Origin of the sequence: Paenibacillus sp. MER TA 81-3 (genome assembly GCF_023713585.1) — a bacterium.
GTDB classification, from domain to species: domain Bacteria; phylum Bacillota; class Bacilli; order Paenibacillales; family Paenibacillaceae; genus Paenibacillus_B; species Paenibacillus_B profundus.
In genome coordinates this window covers 125,898-152,106 of sequence record NZ_JAMAWB010000006.1, presented here as the reverse complement: position 1 = coordinate 152,106, position 26,209 = coordinate 125,898, and the positions used below count along the sequence as shown (strand labels likewise).

Annotated in this window: 25 protein-coding genes and 1 riboswitch; of the genes, 6 read left to right on the top strand and 19 right to left on the bottom strand. The window is 48.8% G+C overall.

Going from position 1 to position 26,209, the window contains the following annotated elements:
* Positions 1-198 precede the first annotated feature (198 nt).
* Positions 199-1,238 (bottom strand): IS630 family transposase gene (locus tag M3650_RS10290; RefSeq protein ID WP_251574453.1). Its coding sequence is split into 2 segments (ribosomal slippage): positions 199-732 and positions 735-1,238, totalling 1,038 coding nucleotides; the frame shifts between segments, so codons are not numbered across the junction.
* A gap of 118 nt (positions 1,239-1,356) precedes the next feature.
* Positions 1,357-1,983, bottom strand: a complete 627-nt coding sequence (locus M3650_RS10285) for a hypothetical protein (protein ID WP_251574451.1) — start codon at positions 1,981-1,983, stop codon at positions 1,357-1,359.
* Between the two features lie 292 nt (positions 1,984-2,275).
* Between M3650_RS10285 and M3650_RS10280 the strand changes: the two genes are divergently transcribed.
* Entirely contained in the window at positions 2,276-2,470 is a 195-nt protein-coding gene (locus tag M3650_RS10280) for a hypothetical protein (protein WP_251574449.1), read from the top strand.
* Between the two features lie 522 nt (positions 2,471-2,992).
* Here the strand turns inward: M3650_RS10280 and sdhB are convergent.
* From sdhB to M3650_RS10265, 3 genes are read right to left on the bottom strand one after another with little or no spacing between them, the layout of a single operon-like run.
* Positions 2,993-3,757: a succinate dehydrogenase iron-sulfur subunit gene (gene sdhB, locus M3650_RS10275; protein WP_019423707.1), complete on the bottom strand. Its 765-nt coding sequence runs from the start codon at positions 3,755-3,757 to the stop codon at positions 2,993-2,995.
* Positions 3,758-3,759: 2 nt separating this feature from the next.
* A complete protein-coding gene (sdhA, locus tag M3650_RS10270; RefSeq protein WP_019423708.1) occupies positions 3,760-5,529 on the bottom strand; it encodes a succinate dehydrogenase flavoprotein subunit in 1,770 nt (589 codons plus the stop codon).
* A gap of 16 nt (positions 5,530-5,545) precedes the next feature.
* Positions 5,546-6,220, bottom strand: coding sequence for a succinate dehydrogenase cytochrome b558 subunit (locus tag M3650_RS10265; protein WP_026011285.1), 675 nt, complete (start codon positions 6,218-6,220; stop codon positions 5,546-5,548).
* A 333-nt stretch (positions 6,221-6,553) separates the two neighbouring features.
* On the opposite strand from M3650_RS10265, the gene M3650_RS10260 reads away from it, so the two are divergent.
* The 3 genes from M3650_RS10260 to M3650_RS10250 all read left to right on the top strand — a co-directional run bounded on the left by M3650_RS10260 (position 6,554) and on the right by M3650_RS10250 (position 8,939).
* Positions 6,554-7,468, top strand: a complete 915-nt coding sequence (locus M3650_RS10260; protein ID WP_251574447.1) for a LysR family transcriptional regulator — start codon at positions 6,554-6,556, stop codon at positions 7,466-7,468.
* Between the two features lie 82 nt (positions 7,469-7,550).
* Positions 7,551-8,387 carry a hypothetical protein gene (locus M3650_RS10255; RefSeq protein ID WP_251574445.1) on the top strand — a complete coding sequence of 279 codons (837 nt, stop codon included), beginning with the start codon at positions 7,551-7,553 and terminating at the stop codon, positions 8,385-8,387.
* A gap of 144 nt (positions 8,388-8,531) precedes the next feature.
* Entirely contained in the window at positions 8,532-8,939 is a 408-nt protein-coding gene (locus M3650_RS10250) for a GntR family transcriptional regulator (RefSeq protein ID WP_251574436.1), read from the top strand.
* A gap of 79 nt (positions 8,940-9,018) precedes the next feature.
* Here M3650_RS10250 and M3650_RS10245 read toward each other — a convergent pair whose 3' ends face one another.
* Both M3650_RS10245 and M3650_RS10240 read right to left on the bottom strand, forming a co-directional pair.
* On the bottom strand, positions 9,019-9,687 hold the full coding sequence (locus M3650_RS10245) for a potassium channel family protein (protein WP_233696932.1): 669 nt from the start codon (positions 9,685-9,687) through the stop codon (positions 9,019-9,021).
* 38 nt (positions 9,688-9,725) lie between these two features.
* Positions 9,726-11,084: a TrkH family potassium uptake protein gene (locus M3650_RS10240; protein ID WP_251574434.1), complete on the bottom strand. Its 1,359-nt coding sequence runs from the start codon at positions 11,082-11,084 to the stop codon at positions 9,726-9,728.
* 58 nt (positions 11,085-11,142) lie between these two features.
* A riboswitch (cyclic di-AMP (ydaO/yuaA leader) is annotated at positions 11,143-11,301 on the bottom strand.
* Positions 11,302-11,541: 240 nt separating this feature from the next.
* On the opposite strand from M3650_RS10240, the gene M3650_RS10235 reads away from it, so the two are divergent.
* Entirely contained in the window at positions 11,542-13,233 is a 1,692-nt protein-coding gene (locus M3650_RS10235; RefSeq protein ID WP_251574432.1) for a CPBP family intramembrane glutamic endopeptidase, read from the top strand.
* Between the two features lie 224 nt (positions 13,234-13,457).
* On the opposite strand, the gene M3650_RS10230 is transcribed toward M3650_RS10235, so the two are convergent.
* The 5 genes from M3650_RS10230 to trxA all read right to left on the bottom strand — a co-directional run bounded on the left by M3650_RS10230 (position 13,458) and on the right by trxA (position 19,466).
* The gene (locus M3650_RS10230; protein ID WP_251574430.1) at positions 13,458-14,291 is read right to left on the bottom strand and encodes a phosphoenolpyruvate hydrolase family protein; all 834 of its coding nucleotides are present in this window, start codon (positions 14,289-14,291) and stop codon (positions 13,458-13,460) included.
* A gap of 20 nt (positions 14,292-14,311) precedes the next feature.
* Complete coding sequence (locus M3650_RS10225; RefSeq protein WP_251574428.1) at positions 14,312-15,520, bottom strand: Tm-1-like ATP-binding domain-containing protein; 1,209 nt, start codon at positions 15,518-15,520, stop codon at positions 14,312-14,314.
* 106 nt (positions 15,521-15,626) lie between these two features.
* Positions 15,627-16,826, bottom strand: coding sequence for a phosphoenolpyruvate hydrolase family protein (locus tag M3650_RS10220; protein ID WP_251574426.1), 1,200 nt, complete (start codon positions 16,824-16,826; stop codon positions 15,627-15,629).
* Positions 16,827-16,923: 97 nt separating this feature from the next.
* On the bottom strand, positions 16,924-18,972 hold the full coding sequence (uvrC, locus tag M3650_RS10215; protein ID WP_285848400.1) for an excinuclease ABC subunit UvrC: 2,049 nt from the start codon (positions 18,970-18,972) through the stop codon (positions 16,924-16,926).
* 173 nt (positions 18,973-19,145) lie between these two features.
* On the bottom strand, positions 19,146-19,466 hold the full coding sequence (gene trxA, locus M3650_RS10210) for a thioredoxin (protein ID WP_019423720.1): 321 nt from the start codon (positions 19,464-19,466) through the stop codon (positions 19,146-19,148).
* Positions 19,467-19,713: 247 nt separating this feature from the next.
* Here trxA and M3650_RS10205 point away from each other — a divergent pair, with 247 nt between their 5' ends.
* Positions 19,714-19,863, top strand: a complete 150-nt coding sequence (locus tag M3650_RS10205; protein WP_251574424.1) for a YqzM family protein — start codon at positions 19,714-19,716, stop codon at positions 19,861-19,863.
* Positions 19,864-20,005: 142 nt separating this feature from the next.
* Here the strand turns inward: M3650_RS10205 and M3650_RS10200 are convergent, their stop codons facing one another.
* From M3650_RS10200 to M3650_RS10175, 7 genes are all read right to left on the bottom strand, one after another.
* Positions 20,006-20,404 carry a hypothetical protein gene (locus M3650_RS10200; protein WP_251574421.1) on the bottom strand — a complete coding sequence of 133 codons (399 nt, stop codon included), beginning with the start codon at positions 20,402-20,404 and terminating at the stop codon, positions 20,006-20,008.
* Positions 20,405-20,498: 94 nt separating this feature from the next.
* On the bottom strand, positions 20,499-21,455 hold the full coding sequence (gene dnaI, locus M3650_RS10195) for a primosomal protein DnaI (RefSeq protein ID WP_233696928.1): 957 nt from the start codon (positions 21,453-21,455) through the stop codon (positions 20,499-20,501).
* A 42-nt stretch (positions 21,456-21,497) separates the two neighbouring features.
* Positions 21,498-23,015 carry a DnaD domain protein gene (locus tag M3650_RS10190; protein WP_251574419.1) on the bottom strand — a complete coding sequence of 506 codons (1,518 nt, stop codon included), beginning with the start codon at positions 23,013-23,015 and terminating at the stop codon, positions 21,498-21,500.
* Positions 23,016-23,272: 257 nt separating this feature from the next.
* Positions 23,273-25,009, bottom strand: coding sequence for a ribosomal protection-like ABC-F family protein (gene abc-f / locus M3650_RS10185; protein WP_251574417.1), 1,737 nt, complete (start codon positions 25,007-25,009; stop codon positions 23,273-23,275).
* Positions 25,010-25,459: 450 nt separating this feature from the next.
* A complete protein-coding gene (locus M3650_RS31920; RefSeq protein WP_285848399.1) occupies positions 25,460-25,591 on the bottom strand; it encodes a hypothetical protein in 132 nt (43 codons plus the stop codon).
* Between the two features lie 48 nt (positions 25,592-25,639).
* The gene (locus M3650_RS10180) at positions 25,640-25,846 is read right to left on the bottom strand and encodes a hypothetical protein (RefSeq protein ID WP_251574414.1); all 207 of its coding nucleotides are present in this window, start codon (positions 25,844-25,846) and stop codon (positions 25,640-25,642) included.
* 20 nt (positions 25,847-25,866) lie between these two features.
* The gene (locus M3650_RS10175) at positions 25,867-26,160 is read right to left on the bottom strand and encodes a YuiB family protein (protein WP_019423727.1); all 294 of its coding nucleotides are present in this window, start codon (positions 26,158-26,160) and stop codon (positions 25,867-25,869) included.
* Between the last annotated feature and the right edge of the window lie 49 nt (positions 26,161-26,209).

The window sequence follows — 26,209 nt, the reverse complement described above, 5'->3', positions numbered from 1 at the left end:
GAGGGTCAAGAATGTCTCTTTTTTGCATTTAATTACAGTGAACTTTGGCATGCACAGTTAATTAGCTAGTATTTGATTAGATGGATACTCATCATCTAAGAGTCTTCCATTTCTAAATTTTTGAACACCTCCCCACTGTAAAAAAGAATGCCACCTTTGGTCATAGCCCTATCTATATAAGTTGAATTATTGAATCACTTAGAATCTTACACAAAGACGATCGATGATGGACAAGGGATATTTCATGATCTCGTCCATAAACTGCTGAACATTTTTGCGGATTTCGGCGACTGTGTGATAGAAAACATTGTTAATGACCTCGGACTTGAGCCACTTCCATAACCCTTCAACAACGTTGAGATGCGGGCTGTATGGGGGCAGAAACACAAGTTCAAGACGCCCTTTCATTTTATCCAAAAATGGCTGCAGCAGCTTGGCATGATGAATGCGTGCATTATCTAACACGATTGCGATTTGGCCTGCAGGGTATTGAGTAACAATCTTTTCAAGAAAGCTCAAAAAGGTCTCGGCTGTGTACTGCTCATCCTCCTGCCAAACGATTTGACCGGTGGCATAATCCACCGTGGCTAGCAGCTTAACTCCGCGATGTTTGCCGGTGATTTGGATGATACGCTGCTTGCCCCGAAGAAACCATGTCTTTTGAATGGCTTGGTAGTCCCGGATCATGGACTCGTCTTCGAACAGCAGATGGTCGATTTCATCATTTAGAAGTCTTTTTTTAACTCGGGAAATGTGGTTTCTGAGAACTGCCGTTGTTTCTCTTCGTCTGCCGCAGCTAAGGTATACGTCGGTTTGGTGTAGCTCAGTCCTTGGCGATGCATCATTTTCGAGACGCCGCGAAGCGAATAGCTTTGCCCAAATTCACGTTCAATAAAGGCAGCGATCAGTTCCAACGTCCAGTTGTGACGAGCGGTAAAGCCTACTTCATGAGGAACGCAATAGGCAATGGTCTCTTTCAGTTGTTCCTGCTGTTCATCGCTCAAACGAACAGGTGCGCCTGGTGAATGGTTCATTTGCAGTCCGGGAAGTCCGCATTGATCGTAAGCCTTGATATAGGTGGTGACCGTTTGAGTGCTTCGGTTCAATGTATGGGCAATTTCTTTTACCGAATGCCCTTGTAAATGCAAACTTATTGCCAAGCAACGCTCGTACATTCGGCGATCCCTTGCTTTTCTCATGGCTTGCTTTACTTCTTCAAGCTTCGTTGCGTTTTCCATGTTCTTTTCCTGCCTATCTTCTTCTATTTCCTTCTTTATTCGACATGCAGGGTTGAAATTCCTTACCATAATCCTCTAATTCTTTTGTTCAACTTATATAGCTCCCTTTTAATAACTATTAGTCACAAAATTCTAGTGGATCACAGTAAACAATATCCCCATCTTTGTCTAGGATTACCGTAACATTCTCTTGTTGATTTTTGTCGTAAAAAGTCAGTCTAAGTGCAGAACTCGGGCTGTTTTTAATAACTAAATCAACCTCCTTTTGTTGAATTTTATCGCTAGTTTTCTTTCTTAAAAGAATTACAGTCCTGGTATACTCATTTTTTGTTTTTTTTTCACTTTCTTTCGAATCTAATGTATAAGGTAAATCATTTTCTTGTATAATTTTTTGAATTTCTTTTTGTAAAGACATCTGTGTTTTATAAGAGGGTGGGGATCTAAAAAAACGACTAATATCTGCTGAGTAAACACTAATTACTGGAGTTACAATAATAGAAAGAATAAAAGTTAAGAGCGCAATCATTGCTAGCTCTGAGTTCTTCTTGTTCCGGTATAAAAGAAACAACAAAATACTATATCCAATGATAATCATCGATAGTAAAAAAATTTGTATCCCTCTGGGGCCTGGATTATAGTATTTGGGTCCCCCGAAACTTATCAAAATATTTAAGCCTAGTGCACAGCTAATCACTCCAAGACCAATACTAACTAGCACCAACAATATCTTTAGAGCAATCCTCAATTTTTATCACCTCCATATATAACATTAATTCGGATAAAATAATAGAAAAGTGAATAGATAATAGTTTCAAAATATTCAATGTAAGATCAGAATCTATATAAGTCGAAGTAAAGACTATTTTCTTTTTTGAAAGGATTTCTCTTTCGCACACGTCGAATAGGTAAAGATTTATGGGCGTAGGATATAAATGGAAGTAAATAAGGATTTAAAGGAAGGTGAAAAACGGCTGAGACAAGTAAAGAATCACCGATGTTCGAACGATACCAAACTATTCGTTTGTATTTACTCAAGCATGACAAGAATCAAAGTTGCTACCATCATTGGAAAATCGGAACGTACAGTAAAAACGTACTGCAAGCTCTATCGGGAATCCAGTTTGGATGGACTGTCAAAAAATTCTCCGGGTCGCAACGTGCAACTTACGAAGGAGCAGCAAGATGCACATAAACAGACGATCATATTTATTCTGGCTAGAAAGCTTGACTAGTGCGCTCTATGTATGTTTTTCTTCATATATATTCCTTGATATAAGAAATAAAACACTATATTTTAGCACTTGAAGAAAACGTATTATGACAATTCCATTCACGGCTATCACTCGCATGTTATCCGTGACGAACAGCTATGTGTTGAAACGCCGGTCATTGTTATAGCTGAGCGCCGCCTTGTCAGGAACTGCTGACAGGGCGGCGCTTCACCAAATGCAAGAGAGTCAGTTGCTCGTGAATATCCGCTCCTTCTCCGTTGCGTATCCGAACTTGTAATAAAGATGAAAATTATTGGCGCTCGCATGTCCAGTATACAGCTTGAAGATCGTGGCCCGATCGCTTAATGATTGATGTCGTCTGTGTCGTGCTGCTGAATAGTCTCTTCTGCCATTGATATCGCCTCCATTAGATATTTCATAGAGGTTGTCTAAAAAGAAAGAGCGCCCCGCAATCGAGGCGCAAATATTTAATACTAATGTTCATTTCCTATCCATACTATATGGTTCGTCACAAGCGAAGAACTACATCTTAAACCAACGCTTGAACATGAGCTTCGTCGTATCTTTGTTCATTTCTGCAATGGATGTCGTCAACGGAATCTCTTTCGGACAGGAGCGAACACAGTTCTGCGAGTTCCCGCAGCCTTCGATACCGCCGTCGTCAAGCAGTGCCTCCAAGCGCTCATCCTGATTCATCTCCCCCGTCGGATGCGCATTGAACAGCCGCACCTGGGAAATGGGAGCAGGTCCGATGAAGCTCGTCTTGTCGTTAACGTTCGGACAAGCCTCTAGACAGACACCGCACGTCATGCACTTGGACAGTTCATACGCCCACTGGCGCTTCGTCTCCGCCATGCGCGGTCCGGGACCGAGATCATACGTGCCGTCAATCGGAATCCAAGCCTTAACCCGTTTCAGAGCATCGAACATGCGCTCACGGTTAATAACGAGGTCGCGCACGATTGGGAACGTCTTCATCGGTGCCAGAGAAATCGGCTGCTCCAGCTTATCGACGAGCGCGGTGCAAGCTTGTCTCGGCTTTCCATTAATGACCATGGAGCATGCGCCGCACACTTCCTCCAAGCAGTTCGACTCCCAGCACACTGGAGATGTATCCTTGCCGCCTGAATTGATCGGATTGCGTTGAATTTCCATAAGCGCGCTAATGACGTTCATGTTCGGACGATACGGAATTTCGAACTCCTCGGTATACGGCTGCGCGTCCGGAGCGTCCTGACGCGTGACAATGAACTTGATCTTTTTAGATTGAGCCACAGCTTCCGCCATCGTTATTCTCCTTTCTTCTTATCTTTCTGCTTATCCGTCGTGTAGTCGCGCTTGCGCGGCTCGATCAACGATACGTCTATATCTTCATAGCTGATTTGCGGGCCATCCGGCGTCCATGTCGCAATCGTCGACTTCATGAACTGCTCGTCGTTACGCTCAAGGAAATCCGGCTTGTAGTGCGCGCCGCGGCTTTCGTCGCGAAGCAGAGCGCCCAGCGTCATAGCTTCCGCTAATTCGATCATGTTCCACAGCTGGCGCGTGAAGGTTACGCCTTGGTTGCTCCAACGGGCGGTATCCGTCATGTTGATGTTATTGTAGCGCTGCTTCAGCTCTTTAATCTTATGAATCGTCTCTTCCAGCTTGTGATTATAACGGACAACAGTCATGTTGTTCGTCATCCATTCACCAAGCTCTTTATGGAGCACGTACGCATTCTCTGTACCGTTCATGCTTAACAGGCTTTCATATTTATTCGTTCTCAGCTTCGCCTCGCGTTCAAATACACTAGAAGCGACATCTTCGGCTGACTTATCGAGACCACGAATATATTCCACCGCTTTCGGGCCGGCAACCATGCCGCCAAAGATGGCCGACAGCAAGGAGTTAGCACCAAGACGGTTCGCACCGTGATATTGATATTCGCATTCTCCTGCGGCGAACAACCCTTTAATGTTTGTCATTTGGTTATAATCGACCCACATGCCGCCCATCGAATAGTGAACGGCCGGGAATATTTTCATCGGAATTTTGCGTGGGTCGTCGCCCATAAATTTCTCATAGATTTCAATAATGCCGCCTAGCTTCACATCCAGCTCTTTCGGATCTTTATGGGACAGATCTAGGTACACCATGTTCTCCCCGTTAATGCCCAGCTTCAAATCTACGCAGACGTGGAAGATTTCACGGGTTGCGATATCACGCGGCACCAAGTTCCCGTAAGCCGGGTACTTCTCTTCGAGGAAATACCATGGCTTGCCGTCTTTATAAGTCCAGATGCGTCCGCCTTCTCCACGCGCCGACTCTGACATCAAGCGCAGCTTGTCATCGCCCGGAATCGCCGTCGGGTGAATCTGAATGAATTCTCCATTCGCATAACGCACCCCTTGTTGATATACCGCACTCGCCGCTGTTCCTGTATTAATGACAGAGTTCGTTGTTTTCCCGAAAATAATGCCAGGGCCGCCAGTCGCCAGAATGACCGCATCCGCCACGAATGACTTAATATCCATCGAGCGCAGATCCTGAGCGGTAATGCCTCGGCAAATCTCTTCATCATCAATGATAGCGGACAGGAACTCCCAGTGCTCATACTTCGTCACGAGTCCTGCCGCTTCCCAACGCCGCACCTGCTCGTCAAGCGCATACAACAGCTGTTGGCCTGTCGTCGCGCCCGCAAACGCTGTCCGGTGGTATTGCGTGCCCCCGAAACGGCGGAAGTCAAGCAAGCCTTCGGAGGTCCGGCTGAACATAACCCCCATGCGATCCATCAAGTGGATAATGCCCGGCGCCGCTTCGCACATTGCCTTGACCGGGGGCTGGTTCGCCAAGAAGTCACCGCCGTACACGGTATCGTCAAAATGCTCCCAAGGCGAGTCTCCTTCCCCCTTCGTGTTCACCGCACCGTTAATGCCGCCCTGTGCGCAGACAGAGTGAGAACGTTTCACTGGAACTAAAGAAAAAAGGTCGACGTGAACGCCTGCTTCCGCTGCTTTAACTGCTGCCATCAGCCCAGCCAGGCCCCCGCCGACGACGATAATGTTCTGTTTAGCCACTTTGCGCCACTCTCCCTTAACCGATGATGGTAACTAACGAATGTATCGCTGCTGCAGATGCTTCGAACTCTTTCCCCCGGAAGGCGAATAGCGCAAGCACGAACAGCGTGGACATGAGCACGAACAGGCCCATGCAAATTTTAGCAGAAATGGCTTGTGAGCGCGGTCCGACCGTGATACCCCAACTGACCAGGAACGCCCACATGCCGTTCGCAAAGTGATACGATGCCGCAACGACTCCAATCAGATAGATGATGAACATCATTGGCTGCGTAACGATGCTGTTCATATGAGAGCCGAGCTCTTCATGGGTAATGTTGCCTAGAGCCACCTGCACCCTCGTCTCGTAAACGTGCCATGTCACGAAGATAAACGTGATCACACCGGTAATGCGCTGCATCAGAAAAGCGACATTACGTCCATAATTGTAATTCCCCACATTGTTGCGGGCCGTGTATGCGATATACAGGCCGTACACGCCGTGATACAGAAGCGGAAGCCAAATGAAGAACATTTCCATGAAAAACACCAGCGGCAAACCGTTGATTAATGCGACTTTGTCTTGGAACGATTCCCTTCCGCCCTCGTATGCGGAGTAGTTGGATATCATGTGAGTAATAAGAAAGAACCCAAGCGGGATAACCCCTAGAAGCGAGTGCAACTTCCGCGAGTAAAAATAACCTCGTTTCATAAGCGTGCCGTTTCCCCTTTCCATTTTGCATCCATGTAGATTTTGGTAATGAAACATCCTCATTTTACCTGTGCCTGTCGAAAGCGTCAACATTTTGTCACTTTTTTATCAGGGCTGCAAAACCCTGCTGTTGCTTCCTTCGACAACGCTCATGCGTAGCCCTTGTAACCGCTTCCTCGTAATGTGAACAACTTGTGACACTTCCATGTTACTCCTTTTTTGCTTATAATGGAATTGCAATATTATTATAATTTTTATAACTAAATCGCATAAGTGTGAGATCATTGACAATTTGCATTTTCATATTATTTATGAAATGGGAGGTCTCAGAATATGTTGGATCTGTTAGAGTCCTTTGCATCGGTCGTCGAGTTGACCAGTCTAAATCAAGCATCCAAACGGCTAAACATATCTCAGCCTGCTCTGTCCCGCCAGATTGCGAAGCTCGAAGCGGAGCTCGGTGTCGATTTGTTTATTCGGAACGGCAAACGGCTCGAACTGACGCGCGTCGGCCAGGTTACTTATGAATTCGCGCTTGACATCCGCAACCGCCAGCTTGATTTCTTGAAGTCTATCGCCGATTACAAGGCGGAAGGACATGCTACCGTCACGATAGGCGCCAGCTTAACGACACTGCAGACGACGCTGCCGCTGTTTGTTTCCTTATTTGTGAAAAAGCATCCGGAAGCTAACGTAAAAGCCGTAACAGGCAAGACCCACGAAATTGTCTCTCAGGTACGCGAGCAATCTGTTGATCTAGGGCTCGTAGCTGATGCCATACGTGAACCAGGCCTCATATGCATCCCGCTGTTTGCAGACCATTTGCAGCTGGTGCTGCCGCAAGATCATGACTTGGCAGACTGCCGCGACTGGTCGATGGCCCGCTTGAACGGCTTGCCTATGCTGCTGTTCTCCAAAGGCTCCTGGTACCGCAAGCTCATCGACGATCTGTTCCGCCGCTATCGCATCATGCCGGATATCCGGATGGAGATCGATTCATTCGAGGCGATCGTGCGGCTGCTATCGACGAGCCATGCCGCTGCACTGCTGCCGAAGTCGTATCTGCGCTCAGAATGGCTGCAGGACAATAAATTGGTCGCCATTCATTTAAAAGAGCTGAAGCAAACCGAACGCATCACTTCTATTGTATACGCCGAGCAAGCCGCCTTAAGCCATGCGGCCAAACGGTTCATTGAAGAAACGACGCAGGCGGCGACGACATGGAATCACATTTTCAAGAAGGAATAATGTCATTTGCTGTCGAAATTGAAATAGAAAAAGAAAAAAGTAAACTTTTCTAATCTAGGGGTTTTCAGGAGGATGATGTTAGATGGATGTATGCAACCGTTGTGGGGAGAAGTTGGATGAGCATGAGCCCCACACCTGCTCCAAGGAGGCAGCCTTAAGCGGCACTTCCGATCAGAAGGAATCGGCAGTCCGCCAAGATATCGCCAGTCACCGGGAGACAGCCGCCGCTGCTGGAGCGATGGACGCTTCGGCACCTTATGCGGCTCCGGGCCAAGTGCCTAACCAACCATTGAACGCGAATGGTTCCAATTCGTACGGTGGAGCTTCATTCGGGGTCAAGCGGGAATCAGCTTTTGATATGAAGCGCGCCGTTCAATTGATGAAGCATCCGACGGAAGCCTCTGCTCTTCAGCCAGCCTCCGACTGGCTGTACGGCGTCATTGCAGTGGCGGCTTCGGCAATTGGCTTTGCCTTGTTCGCTTTTAGCATATTTAGCGGTCTCATGTCCATGCTTAATCCTTTCGGCGCTTATCTAAACGCAGGTGAGTCTATCGGTTTATTTATCAAGCTCGTCTTGCTTTACATTATTACGCTCGCCGCCTTGTTCGGCGCGCTCTGGCTCGTGAGCCGCTGGAAGGGCGTGCAGCGTTCGGACGTGAAGACGTTCCTCGTCCGTTTGGCTGCGATGCAAATGCCCTACGGTCCGGCCTACTTGGTCGCCTTCCTCATGATGCTCATCAGCTTCACTTCCCTGTCGCTCGCGATCGCGGGCATCGTCTGGTTCACCTCCGTCATCATGACGGTATCCGAGACGATGGAGCAGGCGGAAGTGACGCGCGACAACCGGTTTTTGTGCGTCGCAAGCAGCATCGCCCTTTACTTCGTGCTGCTGCTCATTTTAACGAAGATTTTTCTGTAACAGCTGCCTCGTCGGCAGACGGTTGCAATGGCAGGCTGCAGGCAAGAGGCGTTATCGCGCCTCTTGCTTTTTTTATTTTCAGAAACTATAGTTAGTTACATAAGTAATGAACCAATGCGGTCATGAAATAATGCTTGCCCGCGCATGCGGCGTGGAGTAAGTACGATAACCGGACGAAACGAGGTGAATCCATTGCTGTTGGATGAGTCCAAATCGATCTATTTGCAAATCGCCGACATGATTGCAAATGACATTTTGAGCGGTGCCGTAGAGGAAGAAGGCCAAGTGCCTTCCACCAATCAATTCGCCAAAGTGCTGCAAATCAATCCAGCCACGGCTGCCAAAGGCATTAATTTGCTTGTAGACGAAGGCATATTGTACAAGAAAAGAGGTGTGGGAATGTTCGTGCGCCAAGGAGCGAAGCGGCTCGTGCGCGAGAAACGCCGCGCCCAGTTCGCAGAGGTTGAGCTGCCGCGCATTCTTCAGGAAGCGAGAGCATTGGAAATTGACAAGCAACAGCTTGCCAACATGATTTTGAACATACAGGAGTGACAGTTTGTGTATCCCATAGACAAATAAAACGCCGCCCGCTTAACTCCGTCAATGGACGGGCAAACAGGCGGCGTGTTCTTTATTTTTTCAACATAATCGATTCTTCGAAATCCTCAATTTGATTGTTGGTTCCGATCATGACCATAATGTCCCGCTCATCTAGGACAGCCTCGGCCGACGGGGCGATAATGATGCCTTCCGGCTTGTTGAGCGCGACGATGCTGCAGCCGAATCTGGCCCGCGGGTTCAACTCCTTCAGCGACATCCCCTGCATGCAGCCGGGCACACTGAGCTCAGCAATCGTGTACTCCTTCGACAGCTCGATATAATCGAGCAAATTCGGAGACACAAGCTGATGGGCAACGCGGATTCCCATGTCTCGTTCGGGATAAATAACCCGATCTACGTCAAGCCGCTCAAGCACGCGGCCATGCAGGTCAGACAGCGCCTTGGCGACTACCTTCTTGACGCCAAGCTCCTTCATCTGAATACTGACCAGGATGCTCGTCTGGATGTCATCGCCAATCGCAACAATGGCGCAATCAAAGTTGCGAATGCCGAGCGAGCGGAGCACATCTTCATCCGTCGCATCCGCCACGACGGCATGGGTCACCATGCCCGTCATGTCCGCAACTACCTCTTCATCTTTATCGATGCCCAGCACTTGATGTCCTAGTCTGACTAGTTCCTTGGCGAGGCTCGATCCAAATCGTCCCATCCCGACTACTGCAAACTGCTGCAACTCCATAATAGCTATTAACTCCTTCATCCATTACTATTCTCTATTTACCCTATCGTAATCTTGCCTTCCGGATGGCGGTACAGTTCCCGCTCGCTCTTCGGTCCGAGCGCATAGGCCAGCGTTATCGGCCCCAATCGCCCGGCAAACATCGTCAAACATAGAAGCACCTTGCCGAAATCGGTCAAATCCGTCGTTAAGCCCATTGTCAAGCCGACCGTGCCGAAGGCAGACGTCGTCTCGAACAAAATCATAAGGAACGGATGGTCCTCTGTCGTCGATAATATCATCGAGACCATAATGACCAGGAACAACGCCAACAAGGTCAATGTAACGGCTTTGAATATTCTGTCCTTCGCCAAGCGATAGCGATAGATGACGATATCCTCTTTTCCCCGAATCATCGTAATGACCGCACCGACAAGAATGGCGAACGTCGTTGTCTTGATCCCTCCCCCGGTTGAACCGGGCGAAGCCCCAATAAACATCAGTATGATCATAAAAAACTGGGAAGCTTGGCGCATGGCGCCGATATCGATGGTATTCGCGCCGGCCGTACGCGGGCTGACAGACTGGAACAAAGAAGCCCAGAACTGCTCCCACCCGCTTAAACCGGCGAGCGTGCGTGTATTGGTAAATTCAAATATGAATATAACGACTGTGCCGATAACAATAAGAAGTCCGGTCATTGTCAAAACAATCTTCGTATGCAGCGACAATTTGCGGGTACGGCGATAATCCACTACATCGGACAATACGATAAAGCCAATCCCGCCCAGTACGATGAGCAACATAGCCACTGTATTAATGACCGGATCTCCCACATAGCTCGTTAAGCTGGAGAACGGTCCGTACACCGAACCGAACAGGTCGAATCCAGCATTGTTGAACAATGACACCGCATGGAATATCCCGAAATAAATGGCTTGTCCGAGTGGCAGGTCGAACGCCCAACGCGTCGCAAACAGAATGGCGGCGGTTCCTTCGATACAGAAGGCAAACAGCAGCACCTTGCGGATAAGGCGGACAATTCCCTCCATGCTGCCTTGATTAAGCGCTTCTTGTAAAATAAGACGTTCCTTTAACGAAATTCTTTTTTTAAAAGCAAGCGCGAACAACGTCGCCATCGTCATGAAGCCAAGCCCGCCGACTTGAATGAGCAGCATAATGACCACTTGCCCGAACACCGTAAAGTTGGTGCCTGTATCGACCACAACTAGCCCGGTCACGCAGGTTGCTGATGTTGCTGTGAAAAACGCATCAACAAAAGAAAGCGGCTGTCCGTTGGAATTTGATATCGGCAGCATAAGCAGAAATGCGCCTAATAAAATAATTAATGCAAATCCAACGACAAGTATGCGTGACGGCGTTAAATGTAAAATCCTATTTTTCCTTGAAAGCTTCAAGGGGTGTCACCTCTTTTTGTCCACGAAAAAAAGCACTGGAAATCCAATGCTATCGCTGGTATCCTGACGCACTTGCCTACGAGGTTAGCTGACGGATTCGGGCACGTTCAGGCTGCCCTATTCGCAGACGGTTCTTATGACCCGTCATACGCGAAATTCACCCCATTAATCGGTTCCCCCGCTTTCGTACATTGACGAAACTCGGCATGTATGCAATTCATAACGAGATTATATACGTTTCCCTACTCGCGCACAAAGTCAGAGATCGAACAAATTCAGTTGAATAGGCTGAAAAATAACGTTAAATAGCGCTTACAAAACCCCATTTTCTTGAAATGTATCGAGAACTCTTTCATTATCAAGGCGTAGCTTCATTCCTCTGCTGGACTTTACACAAATGAAGTGGATACAATAATAAAAGAGAACTGCGTATATACGACTAAATGGAGGAAAAAAGATGTCTTTTACCCATCAAGCACACCATGATGCTCATAATCAGGCTGCACCTTCTTATTACATAACCAAGCCTTTACTTATTGCTTCCATCGTTGGGTTCATAGTGTTTCTCACCGTGCAGGTTATTATTCCCTTACTGCAATCCGAGGTGAGCCCGGAGGAAGGCGCACAGGTCTCAATGATTACGAAGACGGAGGCGGTAGACAAGGCGATTCAGTACATGAAGCAGCAGTCTTGGAGATCCGAACTGACGTTGCGAAGTGCTGACCCGACAGTCGTGTATCAGACGGATTCCACGCTGGCTGGATATATCAGCAAGGAACGTTTGACGGAAGCATTCCAGCCTTGGAGCCGCAAGGCTCCGTATGATAGGTATCAAGTCCTGCTCTCCGTTGTACGCGGAGGCCGCCCCGATGTGTTGAGCATCGATGTCAACATGACGAGCGGCCAGATTATCGGCTTCAATTTCACCGGACGCCCAACGACTGCCGCGGATGACTCCGTCGTCTCCCGAACGTTAGACTATCGCGCCGTGGCGGAACAGACCATAAAACAATTGGGCTGGTCATCATCCGAGTTGAACATTCAGCAAGAAAGCTTGAACAGCAAGGACGAAATACGGTTCACGGTGCCCAAAGCCAAAGTTGGCGGCGCAACGCTTGACTTCGTCGTACACTTTCACAACAACGACGTCGTCACAGCCAAGCCAGTATGGGAGGTGCCGCTAAGCTATAAAACAGAGGAATTGCAGCAGACCGCCACCGCTTCGTCCATTTATAAAATTGGTTATACATGGATGTCGTTGCTGCTCAGCATTCTCGCGCTCGTCGCGTGCATTCGTTACCGCAAGCTTATCCGATTCCGCTCCGGTACGATAATCACACTGTCCATCGTCTCATGCGGAATCTCTCTGCTTCATATCTGGAACCTGCTGCCTGGCCTCATCTCGCTTCAACTCGGGGTGCCTGCCGCACAGATCCGTATGGAGTACGCTTTGATCGTCCAAGGCGGAATTACAGTGCTTCAGGGAGTGGTGCTCTATTTCTCCTTGCTAGCAGGCACACGCTTGTGGGATCAGTCTAAGCATCGGCGCTTGATGCCAACCTGGAGCAGTCCGGAGTTCGGTACGGTGCTGCCCCGTGCCTTCTGGCTCGGCACGGTCTATGCAGGGCTCTTGCTTGGAGTGCAGACGTTTATCTTCGCCGCCTTGGAGACGGGATTTGGCGCATGGTCGACGACAGATGCATCACAGTCTCCGCTTAACTTGAGGCTGCCGGCGCTATATCCTCTGCTCGCTTGGATGGCTGCGATATCGGAAGAAGGCGTCTATCGCTGGTTCGGCACGGGACTGTTGCAGCGCTGGGTGAGAAATCCATGGATAGCTGGTCTCATCCCGACGCTCATCTGGGCTTTCGGACATGTCACTTATCCGATATTCCCGTTCTACTCCCGGCCGGTTGAACTGTTGATTATGGGTTTTATGTTCTTGTACATCATGCTGAGGCACGGCTTCTGGACCGCATTGTTCGCCCACCTCATGCTGGATAATTTGCTGATGAGCATGTCTTACTTGCTGGGAGGAACCGTGTCTGGCTCGGCGCTCGGCGCGCTATACTTGATACTGCCGGTGCTGATTATATACGGCTTAAAGAATCTTCATCAACGCAAAGTGAACATGTTACCCATGTCATAGAGCAAAACAAGCGGAGGTTGCTGCGGTCTCGTTATGGGATCTGATAAATGACACTTATGCGAACGTGAAGAAAGTGATTTTTGAGCATAGCGGACATAATCCGATGTTTGCGGAGCCCCATACTTTTGACAATCTAATAGCCGAATGGATGGGCGAGGGAAAGTAACTCTACAAAAGCGTAAATAAGGGGAAACCTATGGCTTCCCCTGAAAAGTTTATAAATTCTACGATTTTAAATTAACACGTTTGAATGCTTCTGCTTGCTGTTTAATACCAACCTCTGTGGCAAACCGTTCAATACTTGAAGCACCGAAAAATCCATCCACACCAACGGTGTTATCGAAAATATATTGAGCATCTTCCGGATCAGCAATCGGACCGCCATGACAAATGACCATAATATCTGGATTTACAGATTTGCCCGCATCGGTAATGGCTTGTATGCGCTTAGCGCAATCCTCAAGAGTCAATGCGGTTTTCGCGCCAATTGTTCCTTTTGTTGTTAAGCCCATGTGCGCTACCAAAATATCCGCACCGGCTTTAGCCATTTTAATAGCTTGTTCTTCATCAAATACATATGGGGTAGTAAGCAAATCAAGCTCGTGTGCTTTCCGAATCATATCAACCTCTAAATCATAGCCCATCCCGGTTTCTTCAAGGTTCGCTCTAAAGACGCCATCAATCAAGCCAACGGTCGGGAAATTTTGCACGCCTGCAAACCCTTGTTCTTTTAACTGCTTCAAGAAAACTTCCATCATTCTGAAAGGGTCTGTACCGCACACGCCTGCAAGCACTGGAGTATGCTTCACAACTGGCAATACTTCCGCTCCCATATCTACAACGATTTGGTTAGCATCCCCATAAGGCAATAATCCTGCAAGCGATCCCCGGCCAGCCATTCTATATCTTCCCGAGTTGTAAATAATGATTAAATCTACTCCGCCCGCTTCACCGCTTTTTGCAGAAATCCCCGTACCTGCTCCGGCTCCTAGAATCATTTCACCTTTAGCTACATGTTCTTTCAATTGGTTTATGATTTCTTGACGAGTTTGTTTCATTTTGCTTCCTCCTCATTTCTCTATTTTTGCATCAATTCGATTAACTTTTTAGCTGCCGCTAAAGCGAAATGTTTATCATTGATGTCATAGTCCAATTCGATGAGCTCTACGGCGTTTCGGTCAATATTATTTCTGAGCGTATCAAATAAGGCACGATCCTCTTCTGCTCCATAGAAAGGCTGTCCTTCCACATCCAGCCCGGAAACACCCTTTAAAGGCAGCATTAATGCGGTTGGAGAGGTCGCCTTATTTAATTTTTCGGATATGATCTTGCCTAATTCTTTATTTTCTTGAACCGTCGTTCTCATTAAAGTCACGGTCGGGTTATGCTTGTAAAAAGTTCTATCCTGGAATTTCTCCGGCACCGTGTCAAACGGCCCAAAGTTGACCATATCCAATGCTCCTGTCGAAACAACTTGAGGCACACCAGAGCGCCCGGCTGCCTCGAGCCGATGCGGTCCTGCATTCAACACACCGCCTACCAGTTCATCACACCATTCTGTTGTGGTGAGATCCAACACGCCATCGAAGAAATTAGATTCAATTAATCTTTCCATCGTTTTGCCGCCAGTACCTGTGGCATGGAACACAATCACTTCATACCCATGTGCCTCCAAGTACTCCCTAGCCTGGTTGACGCAAGGGGTTGTAAGTCCAAACATGGTAGCGGCTATAAGCGGTTTTTTTTCAACTTTATAATCGACCTCATATTTCACCATGCCTGCAATCGCAAGGGCTGCATTGGTAAAGATTTTCGTTGAAATCGAGTTCAGCCCCGATACATCGACTATGGATGGATACATCATAATATCGCTAGTCCCTACATACTGCGAGACGTTCCCGGAAGCGACGGTAGACACCATTATTTTCGGCACACCTATTGGCAGCGCTCTCATTCCCGGCGTTACAATGGATGTGCCGCCGGTACCGCCAAAGGAGATGATTCCGTCGAATTTCCCTTCCGCATATAGTCTGGGAATTAGTTTTTCCATACCTTTTGCAAGAATTTCCGTTGCTAAAGATCTGTCTTTTTTGGAGGCGATTTCACGAATATCTGCATGAACTTCCTTGGCTACTTCCTCATTCGAAATATCTGGGACGAACATGGGCTCGAATACTCCACTGTGGATGGTAAGCGTATTCAACCCAAGACCTTGCAGAATATCTTTCACAAAAGAAAATTCTTTTCCTTTGGAGTCAAATGTTCCGACTATCGCAACTGTTTTCAATATAATGACCTCCTCGTAAAAGTGGAAGTATGAAGGACTACTAAGCCGGCTTACAATTCAAGTATAGAGTTTTATGCTTGATGATTCATGTAGATTTGTATGGTGTTTATGTGTTTTTGTACTGTCGTTGATACTCTCGGGGGGAAAGCCCCGTTTGTTTCTTGAACGTTTTACTAAAATGGGCGTAGTCATTATATCCCACAAGTTCGGAAACTTCAGATAACTCGATATGATTTTGTTTCATTAACTCTGTTGCTTTATTGATTCGAAACCTTGTTACATACTCAGGAAACGTACATCCAACTTCTTTGTTGAACAAATAACTTAAATACGTCCTTGAAATATGAGCTACCAAAGCCAGTTCTGCAAAAGAAATCTCATTCATGTAATTCGCAGCTACATACTCTTTAACGAATTGAACATAATCATAGTGCTTGGTCACACCCTCAAGCATTTTATGAAGGAGCTTGTCATGTTCAGTAAGTCCAACCTCCTTGAAATCGATAGCCGTTTTCGTAATCGCTGCTTCAGAAGGAATTCGTTCAAATGAAGAACCACCCAAATACCCTACAGCTTCTGTATTATCATACATATACTTCACATCGGAAGGTGTATTGACTGGACCGCCATAGATCATCTTCAATACATCGGGATTTATTTCATCACAAGCACGAAAAATATCTCTCGCCATCTCTGCAGCAGCTTTTAAGGATAAAACTTTTTTCGCGCCCAAAATACCGCCTTTTGTAAAACCTAAATGAGCGCAAATGATATCTGCGCCAGCAGCAGCCATGTCTCGTGCCTGCTCTTGGTCAAATACAAAAGCAATCGAAAACAGATCTTTCTCATTCGCTATTCTGATCGCCTTAACTTCTGTTTCAAAACAATTCCCCTCTTCCTTCAAAGCCTCACCAAATTGCCCGTTCATTAATCCTACGGTTGGATAGTTATTTATTCCAGAAAAGCCCTTCATACGAATGGTTTCCATATAATCTTCTAAGTTAATGGTTGGATCGGTCGCACAGAGTCCAAAGATGACAGGAACGTCTCTTACGATAGGAATAATCTCTCTAGAGCCAAATTCCATAACTAGCTCGTTGCTGTTAGCAAATGGCAGTAATCCTCCAAGGGAGCTCAATCCCATCTGTCTAAAACGTCCTGAGTTCAAGGCTAAAATGAAATCAGCTCCGCCCTTTACCGCATATTTGGCTGTAATGCCTGCTCCAGACGCTACGCCAATAATATGTCCATTTGTTTTTAATTGTACTTTTAGCTGATTCCTTATTGTATCGCGATCAAAATACACGAAAACACACCCTTTCGGACCCTCTCCCGAGGTAAAAATCCATCTAAACCTGAAAGCAGCTTTGCAGGAAGTTCCCCACAAAGCTGCCTTTGCTCACTTATTCTCTGATCTTTTCTTCGTACGGCTCATCATCCGCAACTGCCTCGTGCTGTTCTTCCTCATCCCGCAGCGAGGACAATATCGTTCGCGCCAGCTTCTCGCCGATACCAACCTGACGGAAATCCTCGACCGCAGCCTCGCGTATTTTCTTCAAGGAACCGAAATGCTTCAGCAGCATCTTCCGGCGCTTCTCGCCGATGCCGGGAATGGAATCGAGCGCAGACGTAACCATCGATTTCGCCCGCCGCTCCCGGTGGAACGTAATGGCAAAGCGGTGCACTTCATCCTGAATGCGCTGCAGCAAATAGAACTCTTGGCTGTCGCGTCCAAGCGGAACGACTTCTGGCGGATCGCCAGCCATCAGCTGCGCCGTCTTATGCTTGTTGTCCTTCACCAAGCCGCATACCGGAATGGCTAAGCCCAGCTCGTTCTCAAGTACGTCCAAGGCGGCTGACATTTGGCCTTTGCCACCGTCAACCACGATCATATCAGGCTGCTCCAGCTGTTCCTTCAGCACCCGTTCATACCGTCTGCGAATCACTTCGCGCATCGTCTCATAATCGTCCGGACCTTGAACTGTCCGTACCTTGTACTTGCGGTATTCTTTCTTGGCCGGCTTGCCGTCGATAAATACGACCATCGCTGAGACTGGATCAGACCCTTGGATGTTCGAGTTATCAAACGCTTCGATGCGGCGTGCTGAGCCGATGCCAAGCGCAGCGCCGAGCCGTTCGGCCGCCCCTAGCGTCCGTTCCTCGCTGCGTTCAAGCAGCTTGAATTTCTCATCCAGCGTGACACGGGCATTCTCTATCGCCATGCCGATCATTTGCTTCTTCAAGCCTCGCTTAGGAATGTGAACCTTTACTTTCAGCCATTCCTGCAGTGCATCCGCGCCTGCTTTATTCTCCTCCGACACTTCAACATCAGTCACTGGCATAAGCGATTCACTAGGCTCCGCAGCATCCACGGACTCCTCGGTTTCGACCGGATCGGGGTTCGGAAGCAGAATTTCCCTTGGGAGCGCCGGGTTTTCGCTGTAATACTGCGTAACGAAGGACATGAAATCGTCGTACGCTTCGCCGTAAAACGGAAATTTCGTCGCATGGCGCTCGATCATTTTGCCTTGGCGAACATATAAAATCTGAACGCACATCCAGCCTTTGTCCACGGCAAAACCGAACACGTCCCGATCCAGTTGATCCGCCGTGTTAATATTTTGCTTCTCCATTATCGCTTGAATCGACATCAGTTGATCACGGAACTCTTTCGCCCGCTCGAACTGCAGCTCCTCTGCCGCTTCTTCCATTTTGCGACGCAGCTCTTTTTTAATTTCTTCATGACCGCCGCTCAAAAACTTGGAAATTTCCTGCACCATATCTTCGTACTCTGATTCGGTCACCTCATACTCACACGGTGCCAAGCATTGGCCAATATGGTAATACAAGCACACCCGATCTGGCATTGTGCTGCATTTGCGCAGCGGATACAAGCGATCGAGCAGCTTCTTCGTTTGTTGGGCGGCAAAGCCGTTCGGATAGGGCCCGAAATATTTGGCCTTATCCTTCAACACGCGCCGTGTCACTTCAAGCCGCGGATGGCGCTCATTCGTAATTTTTATATATGGAAACGTCTTGTCGTCTTTCAGCAACACATTATAACGAGGATGATGCTTCTTGATAAGGTTGCATTCCAATATAAGAGCTTCCATGTTGCTGGAAGTGACGATATATTCGAAGTCGCGAATTTCAGATACTAAGCGCTGCGTCTTGCCGTCATGGCTGCCGGAGAAGTAGGACCGGACCCGGTTCTTCAACACCTTCGCCTTGCCGACATAAATGATCGTGCCTTCCCGGTTCTTCATCAAATAACAACCTGGCTGATCCGGCAGCAGCGCAAGCTTGTTGTGGATGCGCTCTAATGATTGTCCCCGCTCGGTAAGCTCTTCCGGTGTCATTTCCGCTTCCTCTTCTGGGGCATAACGTTCGTTCCAGCGCTCTTTCCAGCGCTCGGCACGCCAATTGGATTGATTCATATCACTGTCGCTCATCGTCCTCCCCCCTCTCTCGTTACTTTTCTATTCTCTATTGTATACGAGCACAAGCAGAAGAAAAAGCCCTCCCGAATCGGGAAGGCTTGGCAGCATAACGCTAGGTAGTGCCGTTGCTTTAGAAATTACAAAAGGAACAACCGGATACGGGTTGTCCTCCGTAGCGCAAATCTTTATTGATGCTTGCCAACCAAGTTCTTCAGTGCATCCTTGGAATTCACACCAACCACTTTATCTACAGGCTGGCCATCTTTGAATACGATGATGGTAGGGATGCTCATAACGCCAAAGCGGGACGCGGATTCTGGATTCTCATCCACGTTTACTTTTGCAATCGTCGCTTGGCTGCTGATTTCGCCGTCCAATTCATCCAAGATAGGAGCTAACATTTTACAAGGACCGCACCAAGGCGCCCAGAAATCGACCAATACAACGCCTTCTTGACCTTCAACTTCAGTCTTGAACGTCTGGTCGGATACGTTAACGATAGCCATAATAAGGTTCCTCCTTTATGGTGAAAAGCTTGCAATCTGAGTCAACATGTAAAGTATACCACAGTTCGCTGTTTTATGTGAAATTGAACGGGATTTTTGTTCCCATTTTGTCACACGATAAGGAAGGCCTGCTCTTTACAGTCCTGCCGCAGTTCGATATACTATAAGCGGATAATTGGGTTAAAATACCTGTCTATGCTGTGATGTGCATCATAGCATTAAGACACGACAGATGGGAGGACCCGCAATGGAAGCAAGAAGCATCGACCCGCGCCAACATTTGAACGAAGAACCACGCAACGATTTTTCAGATTTGATGTTCGGGTTCGGCGCCATGACCGGATTTATGTTCGTCGTCTTTTTCGGCATGGTGATTGTGAAGTTCATCCTCTCGTAGCGCTCATTCACCGTTCTGAAGCACGACGGGCGACTTGTCTTCGCTGATATAAGCCCAACGCGAACAAAGTCCGGCCCGCTTTATAGCGGCCGGACTTTGTTTCGTGTTGCTGGCATGGTGCAAGAACTGTACGGTTATTTCTCTACAGACGAACCCACACGTACCCGAGCCACGTATGAACTTGGCCCCACTTCTGGCCCTTTGCGTCCGTTTCTGTCCGTTCCACGTATATCGTTTGCGCTTCCAGTGAGCCAATCGACTCACCGCCGACTGCACGGTAAAAGACAATGCTTTTGGTCAGGTCCACGCGGATTTCCGGCTCCTTCACGGAAACGACCGTTTGTTCCGGAACTGTCGGCTCTTCGATGTCGGTAGTCGTTTGCGCCTCATCCGTCGTCCCCGTAACTTCACTCGTAACGGATGTGCTCGCTGCATCGGAAGCAGCCGCTGTCTGAGCGGAAGCAGGCAATGCCCACGCGCCGACCATCAATGCCGCCATCAAGCCGCAAATCATTTGCTTGCGTAAAAATTTTGAATTCACAATAATTCCTCCCTGTTGAAAAAACATACTGCCTTTACATTATACATGGAGGCTGTAATTTTTTGTAACGCACATCCATATGCAAATATTGTAATTACGAATCTGCTTGGCCCCGCTTATTTCTTCCATCCACTTGAACAACATTCACAAACGGGCGGATGCGATTCATCAATCGTTCGGCTTTATGAATGTCCTCACCCTCGCGCGTATAGCTGAAATGCTTCAATAGCGCGTCCATATCGTAGTTCGACGTATAGAAGGTCGGCTTGCGATTCATGCGGTAATTCAAGATGGAACCGAGAACGTGATCGCGAACCCACGGCGTTATGTTCTCTGCCCCAATATCATCAAATACGAGCAAATCCGTATCCTTCATCATTTCAATCGTATCGCGCAGCCTCTGCGGCTCCTGGAACATCGATTTCAGCTCTTCCACGAACTCCGGCATATATACGATGACACCCGTACAATCGGCGCGTGCGAGCTCATATAAGATGTAGCTCATCAGAAACGTCTTGCCCGTGCCGAAAGGACCGACCAAATAGAGACCGTGCGGCTGCAAGCCGTTTTTCTTCGTGTGCTCGATATATTCAATGATCGCCAAGACGGCATCGCTGCGCTCGATATCGTTCTCCAAAATTTCCGAAGCAGAGTATCCTTGCTTCAACGCCGTTTCATCCACATAGAAGGAACGTACGCGATTCTGAATGGATTGCTGCCGTTCAAAGGAAATGAGCTTCTTGCACGGCACTTTGCGATCGTAGACGAGCGCATGGCCATTCACCGTCTCGGCACTCAGCTTCGTATAATGGCCGCGAAAGTCATTAGGGCAGTTCTCTAAGCCCGGACATTGCATGCAGCGTCGATATTCCGTTACATACTGGTACAATTTATTCAAATTAATGCGAAGGCTGCGGTCATCCAGCTCGGGATACTTCGTTCGGAATTGAACGATGAGCGGGTCATTCAACAGCTCCGTCATTTTCTGTTCTGCTTGTGCTCTCCGGCTGCTAACCGGCAGCTGCTTCAATATGTCCCCGATAGATTCCATTCGCTACACCTCCACATTCTTATATCCACACAGCTACTCGCGCTATACTCTTCCTTCGTCCAAGCGCCGTGCCAGATCCCGCGCGCGCTGCAGCTCCTCGGGAGTAAGCTTGGCGCCGCCGGTTCCCGTGCGCTGAACGACCGGAATCGCTGGTTTGGCCGTCTTGTTGTACCGGCTGCGCGAACGCGGTGACTTCGCAGAATCTGAACCGCCAGTACGGGATCGGTCCGCATCATTCACTTGAGCTTGCTGTCGAATATACATAACCGCCTGCTCGTAAGTGCCCACCTGCTTCACGAGCATGTTCGACACGATTGCCTCGACAAAATTCCGGTTCAACCGTTGTTCTGCTCCTTGGACGAGCATCGTCATTAAATAATGAATAAGGACATTAATCACTTCGTCCGACATCTTATAATTCAGGTCCATTTTGGTAAACATATCAAGGAATGAATCTGGAACGGCACCCGGGAAAAACTTCTCCAACATCAGCGTATACGGCGTATTGCGAAGCATCATATTGTATTGGTGAACATCGCACTTGTCGCGGAATTGCGGCGGAACCTCAACATAGAACTCCATTTGCACCGCCACTTCCTGTTCGTGTGCTTCCTCCGGCTGCGAGCTCTGTTCAATCCGGCTCTGTTCCCGCTCCCGCCATTCACTGCGCCGCTTATTTTGGCGAAAATGCAAATGGGCGCGATGCTGCATCTCTTCGAGCGCAATGGAACCCTCTGCAGTGAACACCCCATCTTCATCCAATAGACGGCACGTCTCCTGCAGTGTGAGCTCGAACTTCCGCACCACATAATTAATCATGCCCATTCCCTCTTTGTCATAGCGCAGCTGCTCTACGAATCTACGATTTAGCGATTGCTTAGGAAAGCGGGTAATAATGTCGGCATAATTCAAATCCTGTGCGTCCGGCTTCTGAGCGAACTGGGCAGACTGCGCCGAACGGCTCGGTGCGACCTCTTGCAGCGCTTGTTCCAGTTCAAAATCGATCACTTGCGTATTCAAACGGAACAGCTCGTAGAAAGGAACGGATATATCTTCCCTATGCGCATCCCATGAGGCAAGATCGAACGACTCGCTTGTGCAGAACTGCTCCCTTAACGAGAGGACAGCATATTTCCCCACCTTATCCCGCAACAGCAGCGTTAAATGCTGTGTCTCAAAAAAATCATTAGGTGATAGTGGAGGCTGCAGCTCGTATTCGTACAAGCATTCGTCCATATCCGGCAACATGATGCGCGAGGTCTGCAGCAGTCCGACTGCTTCCAGCTTGGAGGTCTGCTCGACAAAATACGTTCTTCCCTTCTCGCTCGGTTCCAATCCAAGCAGCATAAATAGACGCCGCTGCGCGTCAATGCCAGAGTATCCGGTCCGATCGGCTGCAACGTGCTGATGCAGAAGATGATACATTCCGATTGCGAATGCTCCGACCATCGGTTGATACACATGGGAAAGCATCTTCAGATCCAATTCGCTCAAGCTGAATTCCCGGTAAGTCACATACCGATGGTGTTCCGTAAAATGGTGCATATTTGACATCCGCATCGTATTCTCTCCTTCTCCTCCCGAACAAATCATGTTTTCCTATTGTATCATAAAAAGAGCCGACCCGTCCGACAAAATCGTGGTAACTGCGGACGGCACCGACTCATAGATTTGCTATCAGCAAATGCGTTTAAGACTGGATCAGCAACGCATATATCGCTTGTGGTTCCGCCTGTGTCTGCGCATCCTGCAACACATCACCTGGCCTCGATCCGTGATATCGCTTACCGTCATCATGGAGCGGAATTAGATTCCACTCACAACTGTCGGCGCCGTTCCAACAATTCCGCATATCGACGCTCCAACTCCTCGACCGCATCATCCTTGCGCGGAGCCGACAATCGGGCTAGCAGCTCCGCCCATTCGAGCTCCAGCTTCATGCGCTCTTCCGCGGACAATGACAGGACGCTATCCGATTGAACCTCCGCTGCGGAAGCAGCCGCGGGGCTGCGCTCACCGTTCGCATTCAACCGCAGCCGCTCGCGCAGCGCTTCGATCGTCAGCCAATCCAACGTGCCGTTGTTGAACACGATGGCATGTGTAGCCGTCCGATCCATTAACGTGCGGTCATGTGTGGCAAAGACAAGCGTGCCGGGATACGCCTTCAGCACTCGCTCCAACTCTTCGCGTGTGTCGATATCTAAATAGTTCGTCGGCTCATCCAATAACAGCACGTTCGCTTCGCTCATGAACATTTTGGCAAGCTGCGTCTTCACCTTCTCGCCGCCGCTCAATTGCCATACCGGCTTCAAGGCGTCGTCCCGGCGCAGTCGAAGCCGCGCCAACGTCGTACGTACGGAAGTCTGATCATAAGCGCTCGACTTCAGGACATTATCAAGCACGCTCTCTTGCAAGTTCAAGGCGTACAGCTTCTGATCGTAATACGCAATGCGGGCGCTCGGCGCGTAACGGATCACCCCAGTTCCCTCCGCATGCCGCTCCGTATCCTGCCCGTGGGCTTCGTACGCCTCCAATAAGCGACGAAGCAGCGTGGTCTTCCCCGCTCCATTCGGCCCGATTAGTGCTACTCGCATGTGCGGCCGTATGCGAAAGGCCCCGTCACGCACCAATTCGCGATCCTCTACGCTGAGCCGAAGCCCCTGCGCTTCTAGCGCACTCTTGCTTCGAAGCGGCGCATGGCAATTCGCGTCGAACAGCACCGGCGCAAGCTCGAACGGCTGCTCGACGACCTTCAACTGCTCCAGCCGTTTCTCCATCGCTTTGACCGTCTTCTCGACCTTCGACTGTTTGCGGTTAAAATGCGGACGAGCCGAACGAATCTCCTTGCTTGTCAATCCTTTCTTGGGCCTGGGCTTTCCGACCTTATGGGCGTGTGTCTTCTTCTCCACTATCGCCTCCTGCAATCGCTGCCGCTCTGCCACATAATTCTCGTAGGCACGCTGTCGTTCGGTCCGCAGCCGCTCCTTCTCTCTGCGGTAATCCTCATAGCCTCCGCTATAGATATGAACCGCTTCATTCTCCACTTCCCATATTTTCGTAGCGACACGGTTCAGAAGCGTCCGATCATGGGAAATGAAGAGCAGCGTCCCGTTCCGTGCATAATCGATGAGGCGTTCCTCCAGCCACTCCAAGCCCTCTACATCCAGATGGCTTGTTGGCTCATCGAGCAGCAACAGCTCTGCTCCGCTGTTCGCCGCTTCGTTCAGACGGCGCTTCGTCCGTTCACCGCCGCTGAGTGTCACTTCCTCCGCCTCTTCTTCCCTCACATCGTCAAGCTGCGGCACGAAGGATGAGGAGACGTCGCATTTCACATAGCCTGCGTCCGGCTCAAGTATCCCTGCCAGCATTCGCAGGAGCGTAGTCTTGCCCACCCCGTTCGCTCCGATTAGACCGATGCGCTCGCCCGCATAAACGCGCAGCGGGTCCTGTAATCGGAACAAGCGGCGGTCGCCGACGTAGGCAGCAAGCTGATGCGCCTCCATGACAAGGCGCCCGGACACCTCCGGCGTCTTCGTTGTATATCTTTCATTCATAAAAAAACCTCCCTGGTTTACCCAGAGAGGATAGCGTTTCACGGCAATAAGCTTGCAGGAAATTGCACAATAGAGAGAATGGGAGCACCTCATCGCCGGACGCCAAAGGAATCATCTGTCGCTGACGCGAAAGATGCCGCTAATCAGCTTACGACGCATATCCATTCGTACAAGAATGAACATACGAGGAGCCACCGGCTTCATATCCGCTGAATGTGCGGTTCACCTTCTCAATTGTTCTGCATGCTTATATATAACGGCCGATACAACCTGCTAAATGGGCAGATCTATCCTCTCTGAACGTACATTTTGAAATCATAATGCTGTCAAAATGATTCGCTGAGTTCGGATTAGTTGTCCATCGCGGTGTGTACCTTGCCCTTTCATTCAGAATCAACTTGCATCTGTCGATGCAATCATGTTTATTGTATTCGATCGCAATCGTTATTGTCAAAATGCATATACGTGCAGAGGGGCGATGCAATCCGATAGAATGACATGCACCCCTGGCTGCGGTTGCTTCGCGGCCGCGACCATCCCTTCCGCGACCACACTTGCCGGAATGGCGCGATACTGCTTCAAGGGACCGTGCTTGAAGATGGGATCCAGGAGGCGCATGGCAATCGCACCTCATTGCTCACCGGTACGGCGTTCATTCCGATCGCCCAGCAAGAACGAATGCCGGAAGAAATAGACCAGCCCCGTTGCTCCAACCACTAGAGCCGTTCGCCCTTTTTGAGCGTTCATCGTTGTCGCCACCCTACCCTTCTCGTCTTTAAATAAAGAAAGGAACCCATCCCATTCATAGATGCGTCCCCCCTTTTTTGACTCTTCCATTCACAGTGCACACTCAATTTTCAGAACATCTGGTAGCCGCTCTTGCGCAAGAAATAAATCGTCTTCCCGCTAATGTAAGCTCCAGCCAACCCGGCCACCGCTGTTAAATAATCGACTACCCCGAAGCTCGCGACATTTTCCAGAAAGGTATTGTCCTGCTTCCACAGCATAATAACGGTAGCTGGCAGCACAATCACAATATAGAAGCCGATCGGGAACCAAGTCGTCTTCATCAACATATTGAGAATGAAACCGATACCGAACATCATGACGAAGAAGAGCACCATCAAAATGATGACCATAATCCAGCCCATCTGCAATCATCCCCCTGTATCCATCTGCAGGTCCATTTTCGCCACACAA